Annotated in this window: 16 protein-coding genes; 10 read left to right on the forward strand and 6 right to left on the reverse strand. The window is 49.7% G+C overall.

What is annotated here, in order from left to right; all coding sequences use genetic code 11:
* Positions 1-13 precede the first annotated feature (13 nt).
* Entirely contained in the window at positions 14-1,924 is a 1,911-nt protein-coding gene (locus tag EL628_RS04930) for a baseplate J/gp47 family protein (protein ID WP_126578770.1), read from the forward strand.
* An 84-nt stretch (positions 1,925-2,008) separates the two neighbouring features.
* Here EL628_RS04930 and lgt read toward each other — a convergent pair whose 3' ends face one another.
* Positions 2,009-3,007: a prolipoprotein diacylglyceryl transferase gene (gene lgt, locus EL628_RS04935; RefSeq protein WP_245993990.1), complete on the reverse strand. Its 999-nt coding sequence runs from the start codon at positions 3,005-3,007 to the stop codon at positions 2,009-2,011.
* 448 nt (positions 3,008-3,455) lie between these two features.
* Here lgt and EL628_RS04940 point away from each other — a divergent pair, with 448 nt between their 5' ends.
* Positions 3,456-4,955, forward strand: a complete 1,500-nt coding sequence (locus EL628_RS04940) for an MFS transporter (protein ID WP_126578772.1) — start codon at positions 3,456-3,458, stop codon at positions 4,953-4,955.
* A 12-nt stretch (positions 4,956-4,967) separates the two neighbouring features.
* Here EL628_RS04940 and EL628_RS04945 read toward each other — a convergent pair whose 3' ends face one another.
* The 4 genes from EL628_RS04945 to EL628_RS04960 all read right to left on the reverse strand — a co-directional run bounded on the left by EL628_RS04945 (position 4,968) and on the right by EL628_RS04960 (position 9,019).
* A complete protein-coding gene (locus tag EL628_RS04945; RefSeq protein WP_161975281.1) occupies positions 4,968-5,783 on the reverse strand; it encodes an XdhC family protein in 816 nt (271 codons plus the stop codon).
* A 975-nt stretch (positions 5,784-6,758) separates the two neighbouring features.
* Positions 6,759-7,163, reverse strand: a complete 405-nt coding sequence (locus EL628_RS04950) for a DUF3037 domain-containing protein (RefSeq protein WP_126578776.1) — start codon at positions 7,161-7,163, stop codon at positions 6,759-6,761.
* The gene (locus EL628_RS04955) at positions 7,144-7,920 is read right to left on the reverse strand and encodes a HipA family kinase (RefSeq protein ID WP_126578778.1); all 777 of its coding nucleotides are present in this window, start codon (positions 7,918-7,920) and stop codon (positions 7,144-7,146) included. The genes EL628_RS04950 and EL628_RS04955 overlap by 20 nt, the downstream gene beginning before the upstream one ends.
* 109 nt (positions 7,921-8,029) lie before the next feature.
* A complete protein-coding gene (locus EL628_RS04960; protein WP_218028870.1) occupies positions 8,030-9,019 on the reverse strand; it encodes a lytic transglycosylase domain-containing protein in 990 nt (329 codons plus the stop codon).
* Between the two features lie 399 nt (positions 9,020-9,418).
* Here EL628_RS04960 and EL628_RS04965 point away from each other — a divergent pair, with 399 nt between their 5' ends.
* The 3 genes from EL628_RS04965 to otsB all read left to right on the forward strand — a co-directional run bounded on the left by EL628_RS04965 (position 9,419) and on the right by otsB (position 14,711).
* Complete coding sequence (locus tag EL628_RS04965; RefSeq protein WP_126578780.1) at positions 9,419-10,408, forward strand: aldo/keto reductase; 990 nt, start codon at positions 9,419-9,421, stop codon at positions 10,406-10,408.
* A 992-nt stretch (positions 10,409-11,400) separates the two neighbouring features.
* A complete protein-coding gene (locus EL628_RS04970; protein WP_126578782.1) occupies positions 11,401-13,566 on the forward strand; it encodes an amylo-alpha-1,6-glucosidase in 2,166 nt (721 codons plus the stop codon).
* A 335-nt stretch (positions 13,567-13,901) separates the two neighbouring features.
* Positions 13,902-14,711: a trehalose-phosphatase gene (otsB, locus tag EL628_RS04975; RefSeq protein WP_126578784.1), complete on the forward strand. Its 810-nt coding sequence runs from the start codon at positions 13,902-13,904 to the stop codon at positions 14,709-14,711.
* Between the two features lie 125 nt (positions 14,712-14,836).
* Here otsB and EL628_RS04980 read toward each other — a convergent pair whose 3' ends face one another.
* The gene (locus EL628_RS04980; RefSeq protein ID WP_161975282.1) at positions 14,837-16,459 is read right to left on the reverse strand and encodes an alpha,alpha-trehalose-phosphate synthase (UDP-forming); all 1,623 of its coding nucleotides are present in this window, start codon (positions 16,457-16,459) and stop codon (positions 14,837-14,839) included.
* Positions 16,460-17,112: 653 nt separating this feature from the next.
* Here EL628_RS04980 and EL628_RS04985 point away from each other — a divergent pair.
* The 5 genes from EL628_RS04985 (at position 17,113) to EL628_RS05005 (ending at position 23,742) form a co-directional block, all read left to right on the forward strand.
* Positions 17,113-18,243 (forward strand): hypothetical protein, encoded by a 1,131-nt coding sequence (locus EL628_RS04985; protein ID WP_126578788.1) that lies wholly within the window; start codon positions 17,113-17,115, stop codon positions 18,241-18,243.
* Positions 18,244-18,251: 8 nt separating this feature from the next.
* Positions 18,252-19,367: a histidinol-phosphate transaminase gene (hisC, locus tag EL628_RS04990; RefSeq protein ID WP_126578790.1), complete on the forward strand. Its 1,116-nt coding sequence runs from the start codon at positions 18,252-18,254 to the stop codon at positions 19,365-19,367.
* 418 nt (positions 19,368-19,785) lie between these two features.
* Positions 19,786-21,096: a phosphopyruvate hydratase gene (gene eno, locus EL628_RS04995; RefSeq protein WP_126581875.1), complete on the forward strand. Its 1,311-nt coding sequence runs from the start codon at positions 19,786-19,788 to the stop codon at positions 21,094-21,096.
* 457 nt (positions 21,097-21,553) lie between these two features.
* The gene (locus EL628_RS05000; protein WP_126578792.1) at positions 21,554-22,432 is read left to right on the forward strand and encodes an alpha/beta fold hydrolase; all 879 of its coding nucleotides are present in this window, start codon (positions 21,554-21,556) and stop codon (positions 22,430-22,432) included.
* A gap of 317 nt (positions 22,433-22,749) precedes the next feature.
* Entirely contained in the window at positions 22,750-23,742 is a 993-nt protein-coding gene (locus tag EL628_RS05005; protein ID WP_126578793.1) for an AAA family ATPase, read from the forward strand.

Below are 23,742 nucleotides of genomic sequence, written 5' to 3' on the forward strand. Positions count from 1 at the left end.
GTATGGAGGCGTCATGGTGTTAAATGGCGAAAATTTCGGAAAATACCGCGTACTTAATGTAATTTCATCTCTTCCTGCCGGGGCTCTCTATCTTGTTGATTATCTGGAAGATAGTTCCCAATACTCATTCTTGCTGTTCTTATCTGATCTTTCTCTCTCCAGCGATGAAGAGCGAGCCAGCTATCTCCAAAGAGCTCGTGGTGGCTTGCTTATTCATAATGGGCAGTCACTACTGATTCGAGATGCTCATCTACAAGGGAACATCCCTTACTTAGTATTCGATTGTAGCGAAAGCGGGCAAAAATTTCTCCTGGGTTATCTTCAAACGTTTAATGCTCAGACGCAACGGCCAGAACTGGCAGAGCATGCAGCCCTTTTTCCTGTCTGGTTGCAGTCGATCGTTCCCAATGGAACGGACGAGCCAACAAGAGTAGCACCAGCATTGGCGGACGAGCCAACAAGGGTAGCGCCAGCGTTGGCAGACGAGCCAACAAGAGTAGCACCAGCGTTGGCAGATGAGTCAACCTCGCAGGGATTTGATGCACCAACTCAGATTGTACGGCCAGCAGAGGCACAGGCGAGCGAGCCAACGGTTGCTGCCTGGCAGGCTCCGTTTGTGCCAGCTCCGTTTGCATCTCCCTCTTCTGAAGGCTCAAATGTCAGAGCTCCATTTGAGCCGCAGAGCAATCGTGCGAGTGGGACAGGATTTGTAACGCCTCCTGTCAAACGAGGCTGGAAACCGACATCATGGCAGAAAGCGGTACTGATCGTCCTGCTGCTCCTGATTCTGCTTGGTAGTGGCTGGGCTGCCTACACATTTATACCAGCGGGAAATGCGACAGTAAACCTGACCTCCGTCCAGATTAATTGGGAGCGGGACTATACCCTGACCGTAGCACCTGCATTTTCTACAGCTGATCCGTTATCCGTAGCTGGAAGGGCCTTAGATGCTGATTCGCAGCAGCATACAGTGACCGTAAATGCGACCGGCCATGCCACGCACCCGGCAACGCGTGCCAAAGGGAATATTATCTTATCGCAGGTCCATCTGGACAGCACTGCTCCGAATCAAGTGCTAGAGCCATCCTCTGTGACCAACTATAATGGAGTCTCTGTGACGACTGATAACACAGTCCCCCTTTCAGAAGGAGCGACAATTACCATCCCTGCTCATGCAACGGATGCGGGGAGCGGCGGAAATATTGGCGCAAACACCATTAATGAAGATATTGAGATCATCGATAATTTAACGCAGGTCCATGTCGGAACTGGTCATATCACCAATCCAGATTCTTTTACTGGTGGAGCTGAGCCCCGAGACTACACATTTGTGCAACAGTCAGACATTGATCAGGCCACCAATACCGTCATCGGCCAGGGAACGGCTGAAGCGACCGATATGGTAAAGAAACAGGCCCAGCCTGAAGAGCATTTTATCAAAGATCCTGATTGTGCCAAACCTCAGGCCACAGCTGATCATCAGGCCAATGATGAGGCTGGGAATGTGACCGTCTCAGCTAAAGTGAGCTGTAATGGATTGGTCTATACCGATAAGGCCATACGGGATGTGGCAGTCCGCGATTTCCAGAACGATGGGAAGCAGAAATGGGGCAAGCTTTATAATGTCGTCGGTGATGTTGTGACCGACCCGGCGACCCAGAGCAGCTCTGATCCAACCTCATTCACGATTCATGCCAAAGGCGTTTTAGCGGCCCTTTATCTCACTAAGAAGGAGCAGAATGATCTGAAAAGTCTGATTGCTGGAAGATCGCATGATCAGGCTGTTGATCTGCTCAAAGGTCGCAAAGAGATTAAAGGAGTCTCAATCACCACGGGTGGAGGTTTAACCACCGCCATTCCACAGAATCTGGATAACATCAAATTAGTGCTCTCTCCAGTCACCGGGCTGCATATGGGCAATTGAGCGTAAAAATAATGGAGCCTGCGTACCAAAGGGTCGGTACGCAGGCTCCATTATCGGCACCATCACAATGGTGCTATGCGCACATTATGCAGGCGAATGTTTGGTCGGAATGGCCTCCACATCCTCGTCACTCGTCTCAACATCATCCACATCGGCTTCAGGGGCAGCCACCTCTTGTTGAGGAATGCCATAGGTTGCAGCCACCTCCCCTTCAGGGATCGGTTTGGAATGACGAATGACCCAGTACGTAACTGGTAGCAGAACAATAAAGAGGATTAGAGAGGTCCATTGTGCCTGCTTCAGGCCCCAATGGAGTCCTAGAAAATCGACAATGAGATTATCGCGGGTAAAGAACAGGAAGAACTGTGAGATACAATAGCTGAAGAGATAGACGAGCATCAGGATACCGGGATGTGTCACGCGTCGTGCCAGATAGAGCATAATGCCCAGCAGGACCAGATTACAGAGCAACTCATAACCGGCGGCTGGCTGAACTGGAACATTGCACGTATCAGGATTAAAGCAGGCCCAACTGTGAGGATTCTGGTAGACAGTTGACCAGGGAAGAGTACTGGGATAGCCAATAATGTCGCCGTTGATGATATTACCAATGCGACCAAAGATCTGCCCGGCGGCTCCAAAGAGAACCGCAGCATCGATCAGCACTAATGCGTTGAGGCGTTCAACTCTGGCTCGCCAGATCAACGTTGGAATAACCAGGAAGATCGCGCCAAAGAAGGCCATACCGCCCTCCCAGGTGGCGAGAATACGTTGGGGTTGCTGAAGATAATGTTCAACCAGGTCAGGCTGTTGCACCACGAAATAGAGCCGTCCGCCAATCAAGCCTGCGGCGATACACCACCAGACAATGCGATAGACCTTCTCCTCGTTGATGCCTTTACGAGCGGTATATCCTCTAATCACAAATAAGCCAATGACAATGGCAACGACATACATCAAGCCATACCAGCGTATTGCCAGCGGACCCAGAGGCAGGAGTACCGGGTCTATATTAAGATAAATGTAGGGGGGACCAATCTTCAGGAAGCCCCAATCAATCAAATAAGCAAGCGGGAGATTCATCAATCGCTCCAATTATGCATACCTCTGCCAGAGGGCAGAGTATTTTCGAGTAAGCACTTCTTCTCTCGTACCTATCCTGTATGATAGTATGCATTGCCTTTCTACGCAAGAGGATGATCTGGTGCCTGCTGGAAGTTTTTAGCCGTGGCAGCGTTTACTAAGGGAAAGCTAAACCGGAAAGCGAGGCGCCTGACCTTCTTTCTACGTATATGAGAGTGTTTACCGCTTTTTGCCTGGTAATCCGTCTGTGTTGTTTGAGAAGGTAGTGTCACAATAGGATGGAAGCCTATACAAGTCAAGAGAAACATGATACAAATGATGCGGCGTTTGTCTATAGTTGTGTATAGATGTATTCATGGAAATGCTTCCTTTATTTTTTATAATTTGAGGCGTATGTACATATGCATGCTTGTATGTCTTATACGAGTGTAGAAAGGACAGGGACGGAATGGCGGCTGCCGAACAGGGAGGTGCAGAAGTACTCTCTTCCTCCACATCTGTCAGTAAACTTCCCAGGCTTCATTGGACGCAATTATTAGCAATTAGTCTTTTCTGGTTTGCATTAAATTTTCACTGGACGGCATTGGGAGTGATTATTCTGCCCAGTCAGGTGTTTAAGCTAGTAGGGAAGCTGCATGAGGGCGAGGCATTGGCCTTTGTGCTGGTCCCGGGAGCTTTTGTAGCTCTACTGGTAAATCCTCTGTTTGGGCTCTTAAGCGATCAGATGAGGGGTCGTTTTGCAAAGTGGGGGCGGCGGAGGCCATATATTCTTATTGGAACGTTGGTAAATGTTGCTGCCCTGGTCTGGATGGCGCTGGCTCCGAATATCGTCTCTTTGATGGTAGCATACATTTTTGTGCAGCTCTCGAGCAATGCAGCCCAGGCCCCCTTTCATGCTCTGTTGCCAGATATTGTGCCGCCCGAGCAGAGAGGAATGGCCTCAGGAGTTATGGGTCTGCTGACGATTGGTGGCAATATTGGTGGGGTTCTTCTGGCGGGCATGTTTGTGGATGCCTCGCTTCCCTCACCAGCCTATCAGCATGGGCTCTGGCTGATCTATGGCGTGATTATTGGCGTTATGCTTGTCTTTATGCTTGTGACCATTCTCAGTGTGCGAGAGCGTCCTGTCCTGCCTGAAAGTTCGGTAGAGGAGCATTCGGTGCGACCTTCATGGTTGACACGTTCCCGTCTGTTTACCATTGGGGGAACACTGCTGGCTATCGTACTGGCGTGGAGCCTGCTTGCTCTCTGGAATTACCTGAACTTTACAAGCGTTCATGTGAGTGGAGATGTGCAGCAGGTTGTCCTTGAATTATTGGCCTCGGTTGGCTTATTGAGGCTGTTTGGCTTTAACCCGCGGCGTAATCCAGCTTTTGGCTGGGTGTTTGCAACGCGACTGGTAATGATGCTAGGAATCTATACCATTCAAGCATTTTTCCAGTATTATGTGCGTGATGTTGTTGGATCGGCGCATCCTGAAATAGACACGCGAAACTTTTCCATTGTTGTCTCACTCAGCAGCATTCTCAGTGTCTTTGTTGTCGGCTGGTTATCGGATCGTTATGGTCGCAAGATCATGGTCTATATTTCAGGCTTTGTCATGGGGCTGGTTGGTCTGACCTTTGTGATCACGCATTCGCTGATTTTTATCCTGATTGCTGGTGCGCTCTTTGGTTTTAGCTATGGAGCCTATCAGAGCGTTGACTGGGCGCTGGTGGCCGATGTCTTGCCATCGCAACAAAACTATGCGCGAGATATGGGCGTCTGGAGTATCTCTCTGGCTCTCCCACAGATCATCGCTCCCGTTCTTGGTGGGCCTTTGATTGATTCTTTTACCCATAGTGGTCAGACTATTCTGGGCTACCAGATTCTTTTTGGTATGTCAGTTGTCTATTGTCTGATCGGGACAATTACAGTGCGTTATATTCGTGGCAATAGCGTGCGCTAGAAGAAGGCCCTGCTACTTATCTGCCAGAAGAGCGTGGCGAGTATATAGTGGGGCTCCACTTGCCTGATGGCGTAGCATCACAATCTCGGCTGCAATACTTAACGCGATCTCATCGGGAGTCTCTGCACCAAGATCCAGACCAATTGGAGCATGCACCTGAGCTAATCTTTCGGTGGGGATGCCAGCCTCTGAGAGCTCTTTGAAAATACGTTTGACCTTGCCGGGGCTGCCAATCATCCCAATATACGTGGCATGAGATGCGAGAGCGGCTTGCAGACTCTCTTTATCAAGCTGATGACCCCGTGTTACAATCACAATCCAGCTCGATTCATCGGCCTTAAGATTATGAATTGTCTCTGGAATGGAGCCAAAGAGCAGTTGAACATTGCTCGTAAAGGATTTTGGATCGGCCAGATCACGGCGTTCATCCACAACAATGACGCGAAAGCCCAATTGAGTCGCCAGGCGAGCTAAGGATTGGGCTACATAGCCTGCACCAGCGATGATAAGGCGTGGCTCTGGCCGTAGGATCTCAAAAAAGATCTGGAGGGTTGCGCCACAGCTTCCAACCGCCTCACCCTGGTCGGCGTCAAGATGAATCTGCCAGAGATAACTACGTCCTTCCGTGAGAGCATTGAGACCTTCGGTAGCGATTCTCGCATCGGTGACTGGTCCGGCCAGACTTCCTACCAGCGAGCTATCTGCCCGAATAAGCAGCTTGCTTCCTACTCCACAGGGAGCAGCTCCCGCCGTCTTAACTACGGTTGCGATTGCCACGCGCTCACCTTTTTGCAGAGCGGCCTGAATGTCGGAATAGATAGTATGCATAACAGTACCAATCTTGATTACTCTAAGCATAAGCAATTTGTATTCTAGATACTAGAACGGTAAGAAAGTGTCATTCTATTCCTGGGATTGCACCATGCCAGCCCCTCCATAGCATTATTTCAAAGTTTTGAAGTTTCGAATAAGCCATGGAGGGGCTCACAGAGCGGAGTGGGAGCAGTGGAAAGAGACAAGCAACTTTCCCTACTTGACAGTATTTTATCTCCAGAATAGAGCAATATATGATAAGACAAGTAGGGCGTCTCCTTCCGCAATCGTGAAGCTCCACTATGGTAGCCCCTCCATAGCATCATTTCAAAGTTTAAAAGTTTCAAATAAAGCTATGGAGGGGCTCACAGAGCGGAGTGGGACAAGTGGAAAGAGACAAGCAACTTTCCCTACTTTACAGTATTTTATCTCCAGAATAGAGCAATACATGATAAGACAAGTAGGGCGTCTCCTTCCGCATCTCGAAGCTCCACCATGGTAGCCCCACCATAGCATCCGTTCCCACTTTCCCGTTCCCCAATTGAACTATGGATGGGCTCACAGAGCGGAGTGGGAACAGTGGAAAGAGACAAGCGCTTTCCCTACTTGAAATTGCATAATGTGTATATCATGTGTAAGATAGCAAGAGCAGTAGGGAAGGTTGCTTGTCTCCTTCCGCATCTCGAAGCTCCACTATGGTAGCCCCTCCATAGCTCCCTTTCCTCATTTCCCGTTCCCCAATTGAGCTATGGAGGAGCTCACAGAGCGGAGTGGGACAAGTGGAAAGAGACAAGCAACTTTCCCTACTTTACAGTATTTTATCTCCAGAATAGAGCAATACATGATAAGACAAGTAGGGCGTCTCCTTCCGCATCTCGAAGCTCCACCATGGTAGCCCCTCCATAGCATCATTTCAAAGTTTAAAAGTTTCAAATAAGCTATGGATGGGCTCACAGAGCGGAGTGGGACGAGAGGAAAGGAGACGTCCTGCTAGAGATCATAAGCACCCTGTAAAGGCAGAACGAGCTTCTTGAGCAGATTGTCCAGGGCCGCTTCAGGATCGGTACAGAGACCAGAGTGTACGGGTGAGCATTGGACAATGGTGCTGCGCGGAGAGACAAGCCAATGGAAGCGCTCGGATTGCGAAAGCTGCCCAATAGGACCACTATCGGCATTGCCCTGGCAGACACATTCCAGATGTGCAACCTGCTGTTGAAACAGCGTGAGCTCTAAATCAGGAGCCAGCGCCTGGAGCCGCTTCATATCTAGATGAACGCGCATACCTAGAAAGCGACGTGTGCGACAGAAAAGAAGCACACCAATATTAATGCACTCGCCTCGTTCGACGCGAGGTACAACGCGAACAATCGCGTAATCATAGCTGGTCGCGGGCACGTAACGCCTCCTCTACAAAAACTTCTGAACATGCCAGGCGATCCAACAGATAAGCGACATAGGCAGAGCGATGTGCCTCTACATCGGTAAAATCTGGATTCTCCAGCCAGGCGGCAGGAATAAGATTAACGATATCCTGGATCAGAGCGGGTGTAAGTCGTGCTTTGAGAAGGCGGTCTGCCTCTAACAACTTGCTGGCGGCTGGCAGAAGCACATGACCCTTAATCGATGTAAAGGGACTGCGGCTGCGCTCTAAATAATTGGAATCGATATGATGAAAATAGAGAGCCGCGCCATGGTCAATGAGCATCAAGCGGCGGTGCCAGAAGAGCAGATTGGTATTGCGTGGTGTGCGATCGACGTTAGTAATGTAGGCATCGAACCAGACAATCGAAGAAGCCAGCAGAGGGTCCATCGAGCGGACATCCAGAGCATCAAAAGTTGTTGATCCAGGCAGATAGTCCAGCGCCAGATTCAAGCCCACGCTGGCCTTAATGAGGGCTTGAATCTCAAAATCGGGCTCGGAGCGACCGAGATTGGCATCGAGCTCAACAAAGACAATCTCTGGTACAGGCAATTCTAATGCGCGTCCAATCTCCCCAGCCACCAGTTCCGCAATCAGCGCCCTGGGGCCCTGGCCCGCGCCACGAAATTTGAGCACATAGAGCCCATCGTCATCGGCCTCTACGATAGCAGGGAGCGATCCGCCCTCACGCAAAGGTATCACATAGCGTGTTGCAGTAAGTTTTCTCAGCATATCCTTATTGTAACATACCTATTCCGTTGATGAACGGGGTTTTGAACCTCCCTCTGAACAGAGCCAGAGAGCAGAGTACCAGGCCTCCATTCTGCAAGAGCCTGATCATTTAGTATCCCATAATGGTATGAACATAGTTCTGAGTCGTGCCATTCATATAGGCCAGCCAATCGGCTCCTCCAGCATTAATAGCACGCTGGACCGCACCACTTCCGGCATTATAAGCAGCTAACCCTTTGGCATAATCCCCTCCAAAGGATGCAGAGAGATTGGCCATATAGCGAGCAGCCCCATTGAGAGCGGAGACAGGATCGTAGGGATTGATCCCCAATCCGGCGGCTGTACTGGGCATAAACTGCGCGATCCCAACTGCACCGCCGGGAGAGACCGCATTGGGATTGAAGCCACTCTCCGCTTGAATCTGGCGGACAAATGCGTCGGCTGGAATGCCTGCCGCCGCTGCAGCCTGACGCGCAACATCGACATATTGACTTTTTGAGAGCGTCATAGGGCTGGGGCCAATGGGGGCATTGACCATAGGATCCGATGGAGTTGGTGTGATGGCATGCTGTCCCTGAACATCTATCCCCGTCAGATTATGTGCAGCCTCAGCCAACTTAATGCTCCCCTGGAAGAAAGAGAAGCCAGCTGATCCAGCACCTAATGGAGTCAATGAAAAGAGAATCAGACCTGCGACGATGAATGTAGAGCCCAGGATTAAGCCAGAGCGCAACCGGCGTGGCAGAGGTGGTTGTGGGACGACAATCCTGGCAGGACGAAGGGCATGCCGGTTGCCATGAATCACTACTCGTGCACGTAGAGGAGCCGCAGCCTTCTGCTCCTGGTTCGTCTCTAGAGCCGGCTGGACCAGAGTTTGTACCGAGGATGAAGCAGAAAGTTCTTGTGCGAAAGAAAGCTGATGAGCACCAGCCACATCCTGCATCGGCTGGATCGAAGATTGAAGAACTGGCTCAGGAGTCCCAGCCAGTTCTTGAAGGCCAGCAAGAGATGAGTGATCTGGATCGCTGCCAAACGCCGGTCCTCCCGATATCTCGGTCTCCATATGTTTGAATGACCGTAGAGAGGGAAATCGTGGCATGAAGCTACCCCTTAATACTATGTAAATAGAATAGTCAACGTTCAACAGATTGCTAATCTTAGAATACAGACAGCCAAAATAGTGCCAGGATTTAGAGAAAGAGATTATTCAGCTTAGCATACAGACAGTCCAGGCATCGTCTGGGTACCAGGAATAGAGCGTATATAAAATAAAGCCATAGAAAGCAAAATTTAAAAAACTACCATTCACTAAACAGTTATAGTTTATCGCATTTAAATTTTATCGGGTTGAGGTGAAGCATGTCAATCTATAGCAGAAAAGAGGGAAAGAAGTCATGCAAGGCATTGAGCCTGCCAGAGTCTGAAGTTGAGTGATAGGATAGTGAGTACAGAGAGCAGGAGAATAGCTCCAGCGCAAAGTTGAAAGAAAGAGATGTGTATGAAATATCGAACATTAGGACGAACTGGCTGGGATGTTTCTGAGATTGGCTTTGGTGCCTGGGGAATTGGAGGAGATGCCTGGGGCCAGAAAGACGATACAGCGGCCTTAGCCGCGCTCCATAAAGAGATTGAGCTGGGGGTTAATTTTATTGACACAGCCGATGTCTATGGCGATGGACATTCGGAGCAGTTGATTGCTCAGGTGCGTAAAGAGCATCAAGAGCGCCTTATCATTGCCACGAAAGCTGGTCGTCGCCTTGATCCCCATACTGCGGCTGGTTATGCGGACAGGCAGAAAATGACCAGCTTTATTGAGCGTAGCCTGAGAAATCTAGAGGTTGAAGCCCTGGATCTTGTCCAGCTTCATTGTCCGCCGAGCGAGGCATATGCGATGCCAGAAGTATTTGGCATTCTGGATGACCTCATCAAACAGGGGAAAATCAGATCCTATGGGGTGAGCGTCGAGAAAGTCGAAGAAGCTTTGCAAGCCATTACTTATCCAAATGTCCAGAGTGTACAGATTATCTTTAACATGTTCCGTTTGAAACCAGCCGAAGCATTTTTTGCAGCCGCCCGTCAGCATCAGGTAGGCATCATTGTTCGCGTGCCATTAGCGAGCGGCCTCTTAACTGGAAAATTCACGGCCCAATCACAGTTCGCCTCCAACGATCATCGCAACTATAATCGACATGGAGAGGCTTTTGATCAAGGAGAGACCTTCTCAGGCGTTGATTATGCAACTGGCCTGGCAGCCGTTGAAGAACTGCGTGACCTGGTGCCTGAGGGCGCAACCATGACACAACTGGCTTTGCGTTGGATTCTCATGTTCCCCGAAGTCACAACAGTGATTGCTGGGGCTAAGAATGAGCAACAAGCGAGTGATAATGTCCAGGCAAGTGCTCTGGCAGCTCTTAGTGACCAGACCATGCATCGCATTCAAGAGCTCTATGAGACGCGAATCAAAGCACAGGTTCATCAGCGCTGGTAAGGCAGCTTAACCTCCACTCATTGATGGCATCGCATAGCGACTTGATGGCATCGCATAGCGACCTGATGGCATCGCATAGCGACCAGAGGCTATGGGGTGCTATCAATAAAAGAGGCCACTGGCCATAAAAGCATAGGTATGGCTATTATGCTTCCTGTTGTCCTATCACCTGATTTTTTTCTGCTGGAACATTTCATTATTTGCAGATCACTAACAATACGCGAGCGGAAATACTTGATTGAAAATACGTAATTATACGGATACACAAGTATAAATTTTTTATGCTACTATTAAGAAGCAGAAGCATATGAATGCAGCCTGACCGTTATATGTGATGAGATTGTTAGGGTTTCTATATGGCCGATGAAGATCGCAAATGCTATACTATTCATCAATAGGTGCGGTGGAGATTGGTTGCTCATTGATAAGGAGGAGGGAATATTGGTCGATGAAGATCTGTAAAGCAAGACCTGGTAGTACATTTTGTTAGAGAGCAGAGAGACAAACGTCATCGTCAATGGACTATCTGAGGGCCTTCTCAGTAGAATAGTGTCATAGGCGGTGATCGATTCATACGAGAGCAGCGTCTGGCGCGCCTCCTGATCCAATGACACTGACTCGTGCTGGATCTTAACAAGGCATTGCAGCTCAAAAGATCTATACGCTTTATAACTCAGAGAGTACTGAAACATAGTAGTAGAGGTACACGCCACCCCGTCCATCTGGGCGGTGGAGCGCTGGTAGGCAAAGCCGCCTGAGGGGACAGCTAGTATCTAACTATTATCTAGAGAGTCGCTATAGGCGATAGAGAAATAGCTAGCAGCATAATCAACCATCCTCTGGCATGTTTTCTACATTACTCCCTGCTACGTTTCCAGTCCTCATAACTAGTACTCATAAAGTCACCACCAATTTTATGTCAGGATTGATCAGAAACAAACCCATCAAAGTGCTAGAATTGGTCACAAACTATTCATAATTATGAGGATGTCATGACAGATCAGATTGAAATGAAGCTGTTACCTGCATTAGAGCAGGAAGAAATTATCAACAGCTTTGCACTGATAGAAGGTAGAGAACAAGTCAGTACCTCTACACTCACATTGAAATGTGGCGATACCTTTCTGCTTGCGGACGCCTGCGGAGATCTATTAGCAGCTCGTCAGGAGATGGGGCTCTTTCGGCATGGGACGCGATTTTTGCGTACATGTAACCTGTTTTTAGAGGGACTGCCTTTAACGATGCTCTCTCATCAGGTAGCAGATATTGGTGATAGCGCTCACATTGACCTGACCAACACAGCTTTTACCAGTTCTGGTGGGGAGTTAGTCGAAGCCGGAGTTGTTCATGTCAACCGTTACATTGAGTTGGAACAGGACTATCAGACGCAGACCTTTACCGTGACCAATTTTGCAACCGAGCCGCTGCAACTTCGTCTTAGTCTTAAAATTGGTGCTGATTTCTGTGATCTCTTTGAAGTCAGAGGGATGCAACGTCCTCTACGAGGAACGCTCCAGGCCCCTAAAGTCCAGCGTGATCGGATCGTCCTCAGCTATTGTGGTCTTGATACTGTTGAGCGGAGCACCCATATTGCCTTTGAGCCAGCAACTTCTCTGGTGAGTGCTGAGCGGATTGATTGGGTGCTGTCTTTGCCGAGAAGCGAGCCTGTTACCATTCGTTTAACCATCAATACGCATGATGGGAATGCAGAGACGATATTGACCACGCCCGCGACCACCCTTTGGCGTGAACAGCAACTTCCAACGATCAGCACAAATGATCCCCTCTTTAATCAACTGTTGCAGCGAGGCATGAACGACCTGATGATGCTTAGCACCATGACACCTCATGGCTTCTATCCATTTGCGGGTATTCCCTGGTTTAGCTGCCCATTTGGACGAGATGGACTGCTGACAGCGCTTGAATTTTTGCCCTGGTTTCCTCAGGTTGCTCAGGGGACCCTGGCATTTCTCGCTGCTTATCAAGGCACGAAAGTTGAGCCCTTTACCGACGAAGAGCCGGGGAGAATCTTACATGAGTTCCGCACCGGCGAGATGGCTAATCTTCGTGAAATTCCCTATATCCCCTATTATGGAACAGTAGATGCTACTCCACTTTTCCTGATTGTGCTTGAGGCGTATATACGTTGGACCAATGATTTCGCCTTTCTGGACAAAATATGGCCCAATGCTGAGGCGGCTGCACAATGGATCGTTGAGTATGGGGATCGCGATGGAGATGGTTTTATTGAGTACCATACCGCCTCTGAAAAGGGCCTGAGCAATCAAGGCTGGAAAGATGCCTGGGATGCGATTGTCCATGGCGATGGACGTGTTGCACGCGCTCCTAAGGCTCTCTGTGAGGTGCAGGGCTATGTCTATGCCGCCTATCAGAGTATGGCAACACTTGCTCGTAAGCTTGGTAAGATGCAGGCAGTTCAGCAGTGGGAAGAGCGGGCCGAGGCCTTGCAAGAGCGTTTCTTACAGACATTCTGGTGGGAAGACGAGCATGTTTTTTATCAAGCACTGGCCGAGAATAAAGAACTTTGTGATGTCGTCTCATCCAATGCTGGTCAATGCCTCTGGACCGGGATTGTTCCCAACGAGAAAGCACGCTTGCTTATCAAACGCCTGATGCAGGAAGATATGTTCAGCGGTTGGGGGATTCGCACCCTGTCTACTCGTGAGAAGCGTTACAATCCGATGAGCTATCACAATGGTTCGATCTGGCCTCATGATACGGCGCTGATTGGGGCTGGATTTGCGCTACAAGGTGGCAAGGATGAGGCTGGTAAGGTTTTGAAAAGTCTCTATGCGGCCAGTCAGTATTATGAAGATAGCCGTCTTCCAGAGCTCTATTGTGGTTTTGTGCGTCGTCCAGGCTATGGGCCAACGCGCTATCCTGTCTCCTGTTCGCCACAGGCCTGGGCTGCCGGGGCACCGTTTATCCTGATTAGCGCCTTACTAGGGCTGCATCCCAATGCAGAGGCTCACCGCTTAACGCTCCATCAGCCAACGCTACCAGAGTGGTTACATACATTAGAGATTAATGGTCTGTTTGTGGGTGGCCGCCGCGTTCACCTCCGCTTTATTCGGATGGGGGAACATACAGAGGTCGTTCTGGGTAAAGAGAATGAAGTAGATATTCGCGTCCTGTAAGGAAGAGTGGTGGTTGGTATAAAGGGTGGGAGATGGGGAGTGTGTTCGCGAGGCGATCATGAGGGTGGGACAGGGAGGAGTGGGTTACCACGGCCATCATGAATGATGGGCCCTACGTGTTTATGTGATAAATCGCTCATAATGGGTGATCATTGTATGAGAGTGGAGGGTCCATTATTTATGATGGCGTAAAATGTTGCTATCATTCTTTGTTGATGCGAAGGACCGAGAGTCAAAAAAGGTTCAGGTTGACGACCTCGACGGTAATCAGACATTCTACATATGGTAGCTATCCTTAATTTCAACCTGAAGGAAAGCCTGGAGAAATATTTGTTATGATGACCGAGAAAATTCAGCCACTTCTGATGCAATCACCACTGGGTCTGTTGTTCGATATTGATGGGACACTCAGCCCCATAGCTCCTACTCCAGACGAAGCGCGATTATATACAGGCGTGGAGAAACTGTTACGCCAGGCGAGCGCGTACGCTCATGTAGGCATTATTACGGGGAGAGCCGTCAAAGATGGAGCTCGCCTGGTTGATGTCGACGGACTAACCTATATTGGGACTCACGGCCTGGAGTGGAGTGATGGCCTTCCGGAGACACATCCGATCCAATTACTACCAGAAGCGTTGCCCTATGTAGAGCCGGGCAAGGAACTACTGGACCTGGTCGAGAGCCATCTCACCGAATTTCCAGGTGTGATTGTGCAGCGGAAAAACGTTGGAGGATCGATCCACTATCGTCTCGCGCCCGAGCCCGAGCAGACCAGAGAGAGACTGCTGGCACTTCTCAGAGAGCCAGCGCAGAGGCTTCAGATGCGATTGGGAGAAGGGAAGCGGGTAGTAGAGGTACTTGCGCCACTGAAGATCAATAAAGGGCATGCATTACGTCGGTATGTCAATCATTTTGGCTTACGAAGCGTCCTCTTTGCCGGTGATGATCGGACCGATCTTGACGCCATTCTCGAAATTGAAACACTGCGTCAGGAGGGCTACACTGCCCTCTCGATTGTTGTGCAGCATCAAGACACGTTACCGGCCCTTTTAGAACATGGTGACATCATTGTGCAAGAAGTAGAAGGAATGGTCCAGCTATTCGAGAGAATCGTTGCTGGCCTGCACCAGCAGGAAAAAGCTTAGCTGTTTGTACACATGTAGGGGTACCGATAGGTACCTCTACTCTTGTGTTACACGGCATAAAAACGCATCTCATCCAGAGAAATAAAACAGGAAATTGCCTTAAGAGCCTTCAAAACATCCTTGTGTTAAGCTGGTTTAGCCGCGATAGCGATACCGGAATCAGAGTCAGGGGTAACCCGATTATTCTCAGATTGAGGGGGCGTAGCAGAGCCAGCCGTTGAACTAGAAGCGGCAAACGATCGCTCTAACAACTCATTAATATCCTGAATCTGTTTCACCATCCATGTGTTAAGATCGCTGCGCTCGACAGCCTGGCGAGCAAAGGTAGCCTTCTGTTTGCGCTCTTCAGGAGAAAGAGTCAGAGCCGTATACAATGCCTGAGAGGTCTCCACAACGTCCGTAGGAGACGTAGGGATCGAGCCCTTCGCTAATTGTTGGAAAGCGCCAGCCGTACGAGATAGAACCAGCACGCCATCCTTCTGATTTACAACTGGCCCTTCTTTCGCGACCAGATTCATCCCATCGATGATAGGATTTACCAACAACACATCACAGGACTGCATAGCAGCGAGCGCGCGTAAGCGATCATTGCCAAAGAAAGCCTGAATGGGGACCCAATCATCGGTCCCATACTTATTGTTAATATCCTCAATGATGGCACGTACATCCATATCAAAGCGGCGATACATAGGAAGCGTCTGACGAGAAGGAACAAGAAACGCAAGAAACACAACCTTGCCATGGAGATCAGGATGCTCCTCGAGCACCATCTCATAGGCCTGAAAACCACGAATAATATTCTTCGTAGGCTCTACCCGATCGACGCGAACGATAGTATGTTCGCGAAACAGAGGTTTCAACAGAGCGGCAGAGCGCTTACCGGCAGCACTATTGATCGCCTTACGCTCCTCAATGACAGAGATGGAGATAGGATACGCTCGTGCCTGCGTACGGTGGCCCTGCCACCAGACGGCCCCTTCCTCGAAGTCGACCACAGCCCCATCGAGCAGCGTGCGTGCCCCCTCTAAGAAATTGCGAGCATCGCGCTCAGTCTGGAAGCCAATGATATCGTTGCCAACCAGGCCACTATAGATTGCCTGAGCGATATTGCTTGGCAAGAAATGCCAGCAGCGTACATCCGGCCAGGGAATATGGATAAACTGCTGCATAATAATCGTGGGATGTTTTTTGCGAATCATAGCGGGGACCAGATAGAGATGATAGTCTTGCAACATCACAACTGGAACGCCCTCCTCGCGTTCGATCTCAGCGTTTACCGCATCTGCGAGTGCTTGATTGGCGATGGTGTAGCCATTAGTCCAGGCATCTTGTAATTGGCTAGCTGATGCAGAATCCTGGGTAGGATCATACATATAATGTTGCAAAAACCAGAGCAACTCATTGCTGATCTTCTCATAGTATTTGCGATATGCATCCTTTGTCACGGAAACATAGTGAAGGTGCATATTCTGGCCTGGGAGTGGAGATTGAAGGGCCTCCCCTCGTTCCTGAGCCTGTTTTGCAGCCAGTCGGTCGCCCTCAGTCATAGTCATTGCGACCCAGGTGACCTCCATTCGGTTCCCCGCATCGATCAGAGCGGTAACCATACCGCCAGCTCCTCGTCTTGCTTTTAAAGACTTATCCTGGCTAAGTTGAAACTCAACCGGACCGCGATTAGAAGCAATAATCAGACGGCGAGCATGCTTTAACTGCGGAGGAGGGACCTTTGTCGTTTTCCGCGTTGGCATGGGCATATCCTTTCTAACAGGTGCGTACTGTTCTTGTTTGTGGCCTGATCCTCTAACCAATCCCCCCAAAAGCGGAAGAGAGAGGGCCCGAAACAGTTTGACCTACAAACGAACCAATGCATGCATGACGAAGCTATGCAAGTCCCCAAGCATAATGTTACCATATAAGGAAACATAATTCCTAGACTTTTCTGAGCATCGCCAGTACCCCCCTGTTCGTTCTCCAGTTCTGAAACAGCACAAGGTTCTCTGACAATACGTCAGAGACTGCTCATTTGATGACACGTATAGCTGGGTATGGAAAGACTCAAAATAGCCTGCTTGATGGATAGGGCTTAGCGCGAGCCATCATCCTCTTTAAGAAGCGTTCGAAGTGCAACACCTTGATGTATCATAGCACAAATCGGTACTATAGTACCGCTTTTTTTGTATTTGTGAGGTAAACTCGTTCAGATTAGAGTGAGAGAAGATATTTTTTCTCATCTATTGAGGCCTATAGTCCTGTGATAGGGGCAGTAGAGATAACCCATAACTACTATCTAAGAACGAAACTTGCGGATATGCAGGGCACATGCTAGAATTGCCCTGCTAGAAGCAGAGATGCATATGTTTTGCCGACCCAGCGGCAGCACAACTTCAAGAAGGAGCGCACATTGGAAGAGAGAACTGGCAGGAAATGGCTCTGGCGCATTCTGGATTTTATCAATCCACTTCGCGATCCAAGCCTGACGGTGGCCGCCGTTCTGACCTTTATAGAAGAGGCTGGACAGCATGACACGTGGTATTGGATTATTGTCATTGCGCTCGTCAACTGGTTGGCTGTTCGCGGTGTTGTCTGGTTGATTGTAAATTTTGCCTTTGCAGCGACCTTTTTGGGAAGACGGCTCTGGTGGGCAATGAAACACCCCAATCTGGCCTGGCGCATCCTGGATGCAGTCGGCCATGAAGAGATAGTGATTGGTGGGATGCCCTCTATTAATGAGAGCATCATGTTGCAGGATGGAACAACGATCATGACGCCTATGTTGGGTGCGAGCGGTATTCACATTATCGGTGAGCTCCCGGCGGGGACCGAGCTTCCAGTTCTGGGGCTTCCGGGCGGCCAGGGGGCCATCAATGGGAATGGCTTCTTCCCCGGCTCTACAGCTTTCTCTGCGAACGGTTTTGCAGGTCAGTCTACCATGAACTATTCCCAGGTAGGCGGCAACGAATATGTGAGTCAACAGAGCACCGATGGCTTCCCCCAACAGGGCTTTAATCAGCGTCCTTCCCAGGAGGAGGAGCGGCTCTACCAGCAGGTTGAGGCGATTACTCGCCTGATGGATGACTGGATTCAGTTCACTGAAGAGAAATGGCGTGCCGTCAGCGATAGTCAATTAGGTTGGAAACCTCTGCGTGGTCGTTGGGGTGGGTGGGATGATATCTTCCAGGATGTCTACGCCGCGAAAACCTCCGATCCAATGGCACAGGCAGCCCAATCAGCTGGAGAAGCCACTGCTCGTCGCTTTGATACCTCTAAAGATAAAGGCTCCGCCGCTTCAGCAGTGGCTTGCTTTATGCGCGATATGATGACGTTGCGTCGAGGACTGGATATGATCCAGCAACCTGCCGATAATGGAACTGAGACACCACACTCACAACCAGTCGTGCAACCATCATTGACGAAGCGTTTTGGAGGGAATACGAGTGGCAATCTCTTCAATGGAACACCTGGCGCGGCTCCACGCAGTTCGCTCATTCGTCGCCCTGCACAAATTTTTGTGGACGCCGACTCTGAAAAATAGGACAGACCATGTATAGTTATTCCCCACGTCCCGTTCATGTGCGCCCTGAATTGGACCGAATGGCTGAATATATACCCGGAGAGTCACTGGAATCCTTTAGCGCACGAACAGGTATTCCCGTTGAGAAGCTCATTAAGTTAAATGGCAATGAGAGCCCCTATGGACCTGCACCCCAGGTGATTGAAGCTTTAGGGAATCATCTCTCCTATAATAACTACCCTGATACGGAATCACGAGCACTAAAACAGGCTCTCTCTGCTTATACAGGGGTTGATAGCCGACACATTGTTATTAGCCATGGCAGTAATGAGTTAATTAATCTGTTGTATCATATCTTTCTGACTGTGGGAGATAACATTCTCTCGTGTCCACCAACGTTTACGCTCTATACGTTTATTACAACGTTTTGTGGCGCTTATGTGTTGGAAGTGCCACGCGCAGATGATTATGAGATTGATGTCGAGGCCATTATTAAGGCTCTCACTCCTGAAACAAAGATTATTGTGCTCTGCTCCCCCAATAATCCCACCGGAAATCCTGTCAGCGAAGAGGATGTATTGACGTTGTTGGATACAGGCAGGATTGTGATGGTTGATGAGGCCTATGTGGAGTTTTCGCATAACCCCAAAGGCTTTGCTCATCTGGTGCCTCAGTATCGCAATCTGATTGTGATGCGAACCTTTAGTAAGTGGGCTGGCCTGGCTGGTTTGCGCATTGGTTATGGCATTTTTCCCGACTGGATTGTCTCCTATATGCGTCGGGCTCAGTGTCCATTTGAGGTAAATCTCGCAGGTCACATTGCAGCTATCGAGACGCTCAATCATCTGGATTATACGCTAGATAAGGTTCAGCGTATCGTCGAGGAGCGTGAGCGCCTCTTCTCAATTCTCCAGAGCCATCGCTATCTGGACCCCCTCCCCTCACAAGGCAACTTTATTCTGACCCGTGTTGATGAGGATGAAATGAAGATTGAGCATGTGAAGCAGGCTGTCGAACGGTCGGGTATTTTGCTGCGCTATTTCCATCATCCCTACTTGAGCAATTATGTTCGTCTAACAGTTGGTCTGCCTGAACATACTGATCTGATTCATCAGGCATTATTGCAGTTAGAAGAATATAAATAAGGGCATGTAATACGAGCTGCGCATCCGGTCAGCACGACACACTTTCGCAAAAAAAACTGTGTCGTGCTGACCGATCTCTATGGAGAAACGCAACCCTTGCCCAAGTCCCACTTCAGGATGTACAATAGCCGCGCAAGGAAGTCTCGCGCGGGCAATCCAATCCAGACTGTAGTAACTGTTGGGCAGTTATGCATCATGCTTATGCGTCAGGAACCCTTCATGGGCGAATTGCGATCCGGCATCGCCCCGGTTTGCGTCCCTGGCAAGAAGGATGTTCACCCGAAGTACATGCACCGTCTCCACCGAGCAGACGGGTACGATTACGGCAGAGAAAGGAATGCGTGATGCTCCTTCCCCTGGTTCACCTGGGGGTACCCGCATTACGCGAACAAAAGAGATGGCAATAAATACAAACGATATCACAACTATCGAGGCTGTTACTGCTCGTGAGATCCTCGATTCTCGTGGTAATCCTACGGTAGAGGTAGAAGTCCTGTTAATGGGAGGTGCTCATGGGAGCGCCGCGGTTCCTTCGGGTGCTTCAACTGGTGCTCATGAAGCCGTTGAACTGCGCGATGGAGATAAGAAGCGCTATGGTGGCAAGGGTGTGCTCAAGGCCGTGGCTAATGTACAGGATATTATTAGCGACGCCATTGTTGGGCTTGATGCAACTGATCAGGCAACTCTGGATGAGGTGATGATTGCTCTGGATGGTACTCCTAATAAGGGGAAGCTTGGCGCAAATGCTATTTTGGGCGTCTCTCTAGCTGTCGCAAAGGCGGCGGCGGCGGCTCAGTATCAGCCACTTTATCGCTATCTGGGTGGGGTCTCGGCACGTACCCTGCCTGTGCCGATGATGAATATTCTGAATGGCGGAAAACACGCAGATAATTCAACCGATTTTCAGGAATATATGGTCCTGCCTGCGGGGGCTTCATCATTCCGTGAGGCTCTACGGATGGGAGCTGAGGTCTATCAGGCTCTGAAGAAGGTGCTCCATGATAAGAAGCTGAATACGAATGTTGGCGACGAAGGCGGTTTTGCCCCTTCGCTGAAGACGAATCGTGAGGCTCTGGATGTACTGGTGGCCGCGATTGAGACTGCTGGATACAGACCCGGGGTTGATATTTTCCTGGGTATGGATGCCGCTGCAACTGAGCTGTTTGAGAATGGCAAGTATAGCCTGGCTCGCGAGGGGCGTACACTGACCTCCAAAGAGATGATCGATCTGTATGAGGGGTGGATTAATGACTATCCCTTGATCTCGATCGAAGATGGCCTGGCTGAGGATGACTGGGAGGGCTGGTCTCTGTTCCGCCAGCGCGTTGGCAGTCGCATCCAACTGGTCGGCGATGATTTATTTGTGACCAATACACAGCGCTTAATCCGTGGCATCAAAGAGCAGTCGGCCAATTCCATTCTCGTGAAACTTAATCAGATCGGGTCGCTGACCGAGACAATGGATGCCATTGAGATGGCCAAACGCGCACAATTCACTGCGGTGATCTCTCATCGCTCGGGTGAGACAGAGGATACTACCATTGCTGATCTGGCGGTTGCAACCAATGCTGGACAGATTAAGACCGGGGCCCCCTCACGTAGTGAGCGTGTGGCTAAGTACAATCGCTTGCTTGTCATCGAGGATGAGCTCGGAGCTGAGACTGCTCGCTATGCTGGTTTTAGCGCCTTCTATAATGTGCCCGGGCTCTACGCTAAAGCTGAGCTCTAGTTGGTGGGATCAAAACGCCACTAGACAGTGAGTTGCTGCAGAATGTGAACACATCAGGAGATAATGCATACGAACCTTCCCCATGTCATATCTCCTGGTGGCTCTCGTGATATGGTGCAGTTCAGACGATCAAAAGGAGTCTTCAACAGCAACCAAACAGCAACCATTTACGTCGGGTTACTCCTGGTTGCTGTTTGGTTGCTGTTTGGTTGCTATAAAGTAGTACCCTTAGGAAATCTCCTTGTGCAAGCCGCTTCCTACGCGTTATAGTATACGATGAGAATAGTACAAATGGGAGTGTTGACGATCACAGGTGGACGAGGGCACGTTGGGAAAGGGCGCTTTAAGCTGGCGGCACTCAGACGGCACTCATAAGATAGACCAGAGCCTGTCCTCGCCCGTTTGTGGCTGTTAGTGGTCGTTATAACTGTCTAAAAAAAGGAAGAAGAGAGGGAATATGGCAAGTAAAACCCCAAACGTTGCTGGCGCTCTTGAGCGGCGTACGGCACGTTCTGTTCATTATACAATTAGCTATACCGTACAGGGTGCGGAATATGGAACCGATGGTGCCATTGTCCTGCTGCATGATATCGTCGCCGGTGCTTTTGCCTGGGAGGGCCTGCTTCCGCAACTGGCAGGACTCAATCGAGCAGTCTATGCCTTTGATATGCTGGGTTATGGTCACTCGGATCATCCCTGGCCCGCCGACACCTCTGTCTGGGGCCATGCAGATGTATTATCTTATCTCTTTAAAGAGCTCAATCTAACGAATATTGTCCTGGTTGGACATGGTCTTGGTGGTGGTGTGGCCCAGATCCTTGCCACGCGTCTGTATCGTGAGCAGACAGCTGCCCTTGTGCTGGTAGACTCTATTGCCTATTCGCATTCGTTTGCAGAAAATTGGCCGTTGCCCGAGATGGAGAAGAAGGCTGATTTTGATGCTCCGAAGCAGATCACGTTAGAAGATCTGATCAAAGAGCTGCGAGCTACCCTCCCGCATGCGGTCGTCAATACTCAAGGTTTCAACGACGTCCTCGATACGTATGTGCAGCCCTGGGAGAGCGAACTGGGGAAAGAGGTTCTCTTCCAGCATGTACGTCTCCTTGTGCCTTTTTATACCAATTCCGTCTCCTCTGATCTGGCTGTTCTCAATAAGCCTGTCTTGCTTGTCTGGGGTGAGAAGGACGAGCAGGTGCCAGTTAAATTTGCTCAGCGTCTGCATCGCGAGATCCCTGGTTCCGAACTGGTCATTGTGCCAGATGCTGGCCATCTGGTTCTGTTTGATGCCGCCGACGCCGTCGCCAATGCTTTAACCACCTTCGTTAAAGGGCTCTAACTATTTTTTGTGTGGCCCTACGATCTGATAGTAGTTTTAATTACAAGACTGTCAGATCGTAGGTCTTTTTATTGTCGAAAATATTGCGATGAATAGAAAGAGGTTCATTCGATGTTTTATCGTATTTGCTAATAATTTGAGATTGTAACTGGACAATAGTACTATGAGCGTGTTATACTCAAACCATTACGTGATATCTCGTGTTTCATCAATGATGCATACCTTTCACATCCCATTTTTGGCCAAGGCTTCCGTCTCCTCCCCCTGGGTACGAGAAGCTTTTTTAGCGTAACATGAAAGATTGGAGATTCACACTGATGGCAAATGAAGCGGTGGCTCCTTCTCTCAGCACGGTTCAACATATAGCAGAAGCGATACGCAGTAATGTTGCTCGCGTAATTATCGGTAAACTTGATATTATCGACCTTCTGCTGGTAGCCTTGTTGAGTGATGGACATGTACTCATCGAAGATGTTCCCGGTATGGGGAAGACTGTGTTAGCGAAGGCATTGGCGCGCTCGCTAGGAGCCGAGTTTCAGCGTGTTCAAGGCACGCCTGACCTCCTGCCTACCGATATTATTGGTGTGAGCTATTTCGACCAGAAGCAGAATGAATTTGTATTTCGCCAGGGACCACTCTTTTCACAATTACTGCTAGTGGATGAAGTGAACCGTACCACACCTCGCACGCAGTCTGCTCTGTTAGAGGCAATGGCTGAGGGCCAGGTAACAGTTGAGCGTGAGAGCAAACAGTTGCCACGCCCATTTCTCGTGATTGCGACCCAGAATCCGATTGAGCTAGAAGGAACCTTCCCTCTTCCAGAAGCCCAGTTGGATCGTTTTTTGATGCGTTTACAGATAGGTTATCCCTCTGAGGAGGAAGAGCAGGCTATTCTGCGCCGTTTTAAAAATAATGAGCCTCTCGAAGAGTTGCAGCCGGTGATTACGGCAGAAGAGATTGTGGCTTTGCAGCGTCTCGTGCGTCAGGTGCAATGGCAGCCAGAGGTAGAGCAGTATCTGTTAGCGATTATTCGCTCCACACGCACCCATTCTGCTATTCAGCTGGGCGTCAGCCCTCGTGGCGCATTGGCTCTTTATCGAGCTTGTGAGGCCTATGCGGCTATCCAGGGCCGCGATTTTGTGCAGCCTGATGACATTAAATTGCTGGCTCCAGCAGTGCTTGCCCATCGTTTGCAGACAACCAGCCGTAATCGTATGCGTGGGAAACAGACGGTAGAGATTATCCAGGAGATCATCCAGGGTATTCCTGTGCCTGTTGAGACGTTAGCGTCACCTCCTACAAAAAGGTGA

Origin of the sequence: Tengunoibacter tsumagoiensis (genome assembly GCF_003967535.1) — a bacterium.
GTDB classification, from domain to species: Bacteria; Chloroflexota; Ktedonobacteria; order Ktedonobacterales; family Ktedonobacteraceae; genus Tengunoibacter; species Tengunoibacter tsumagoiensis.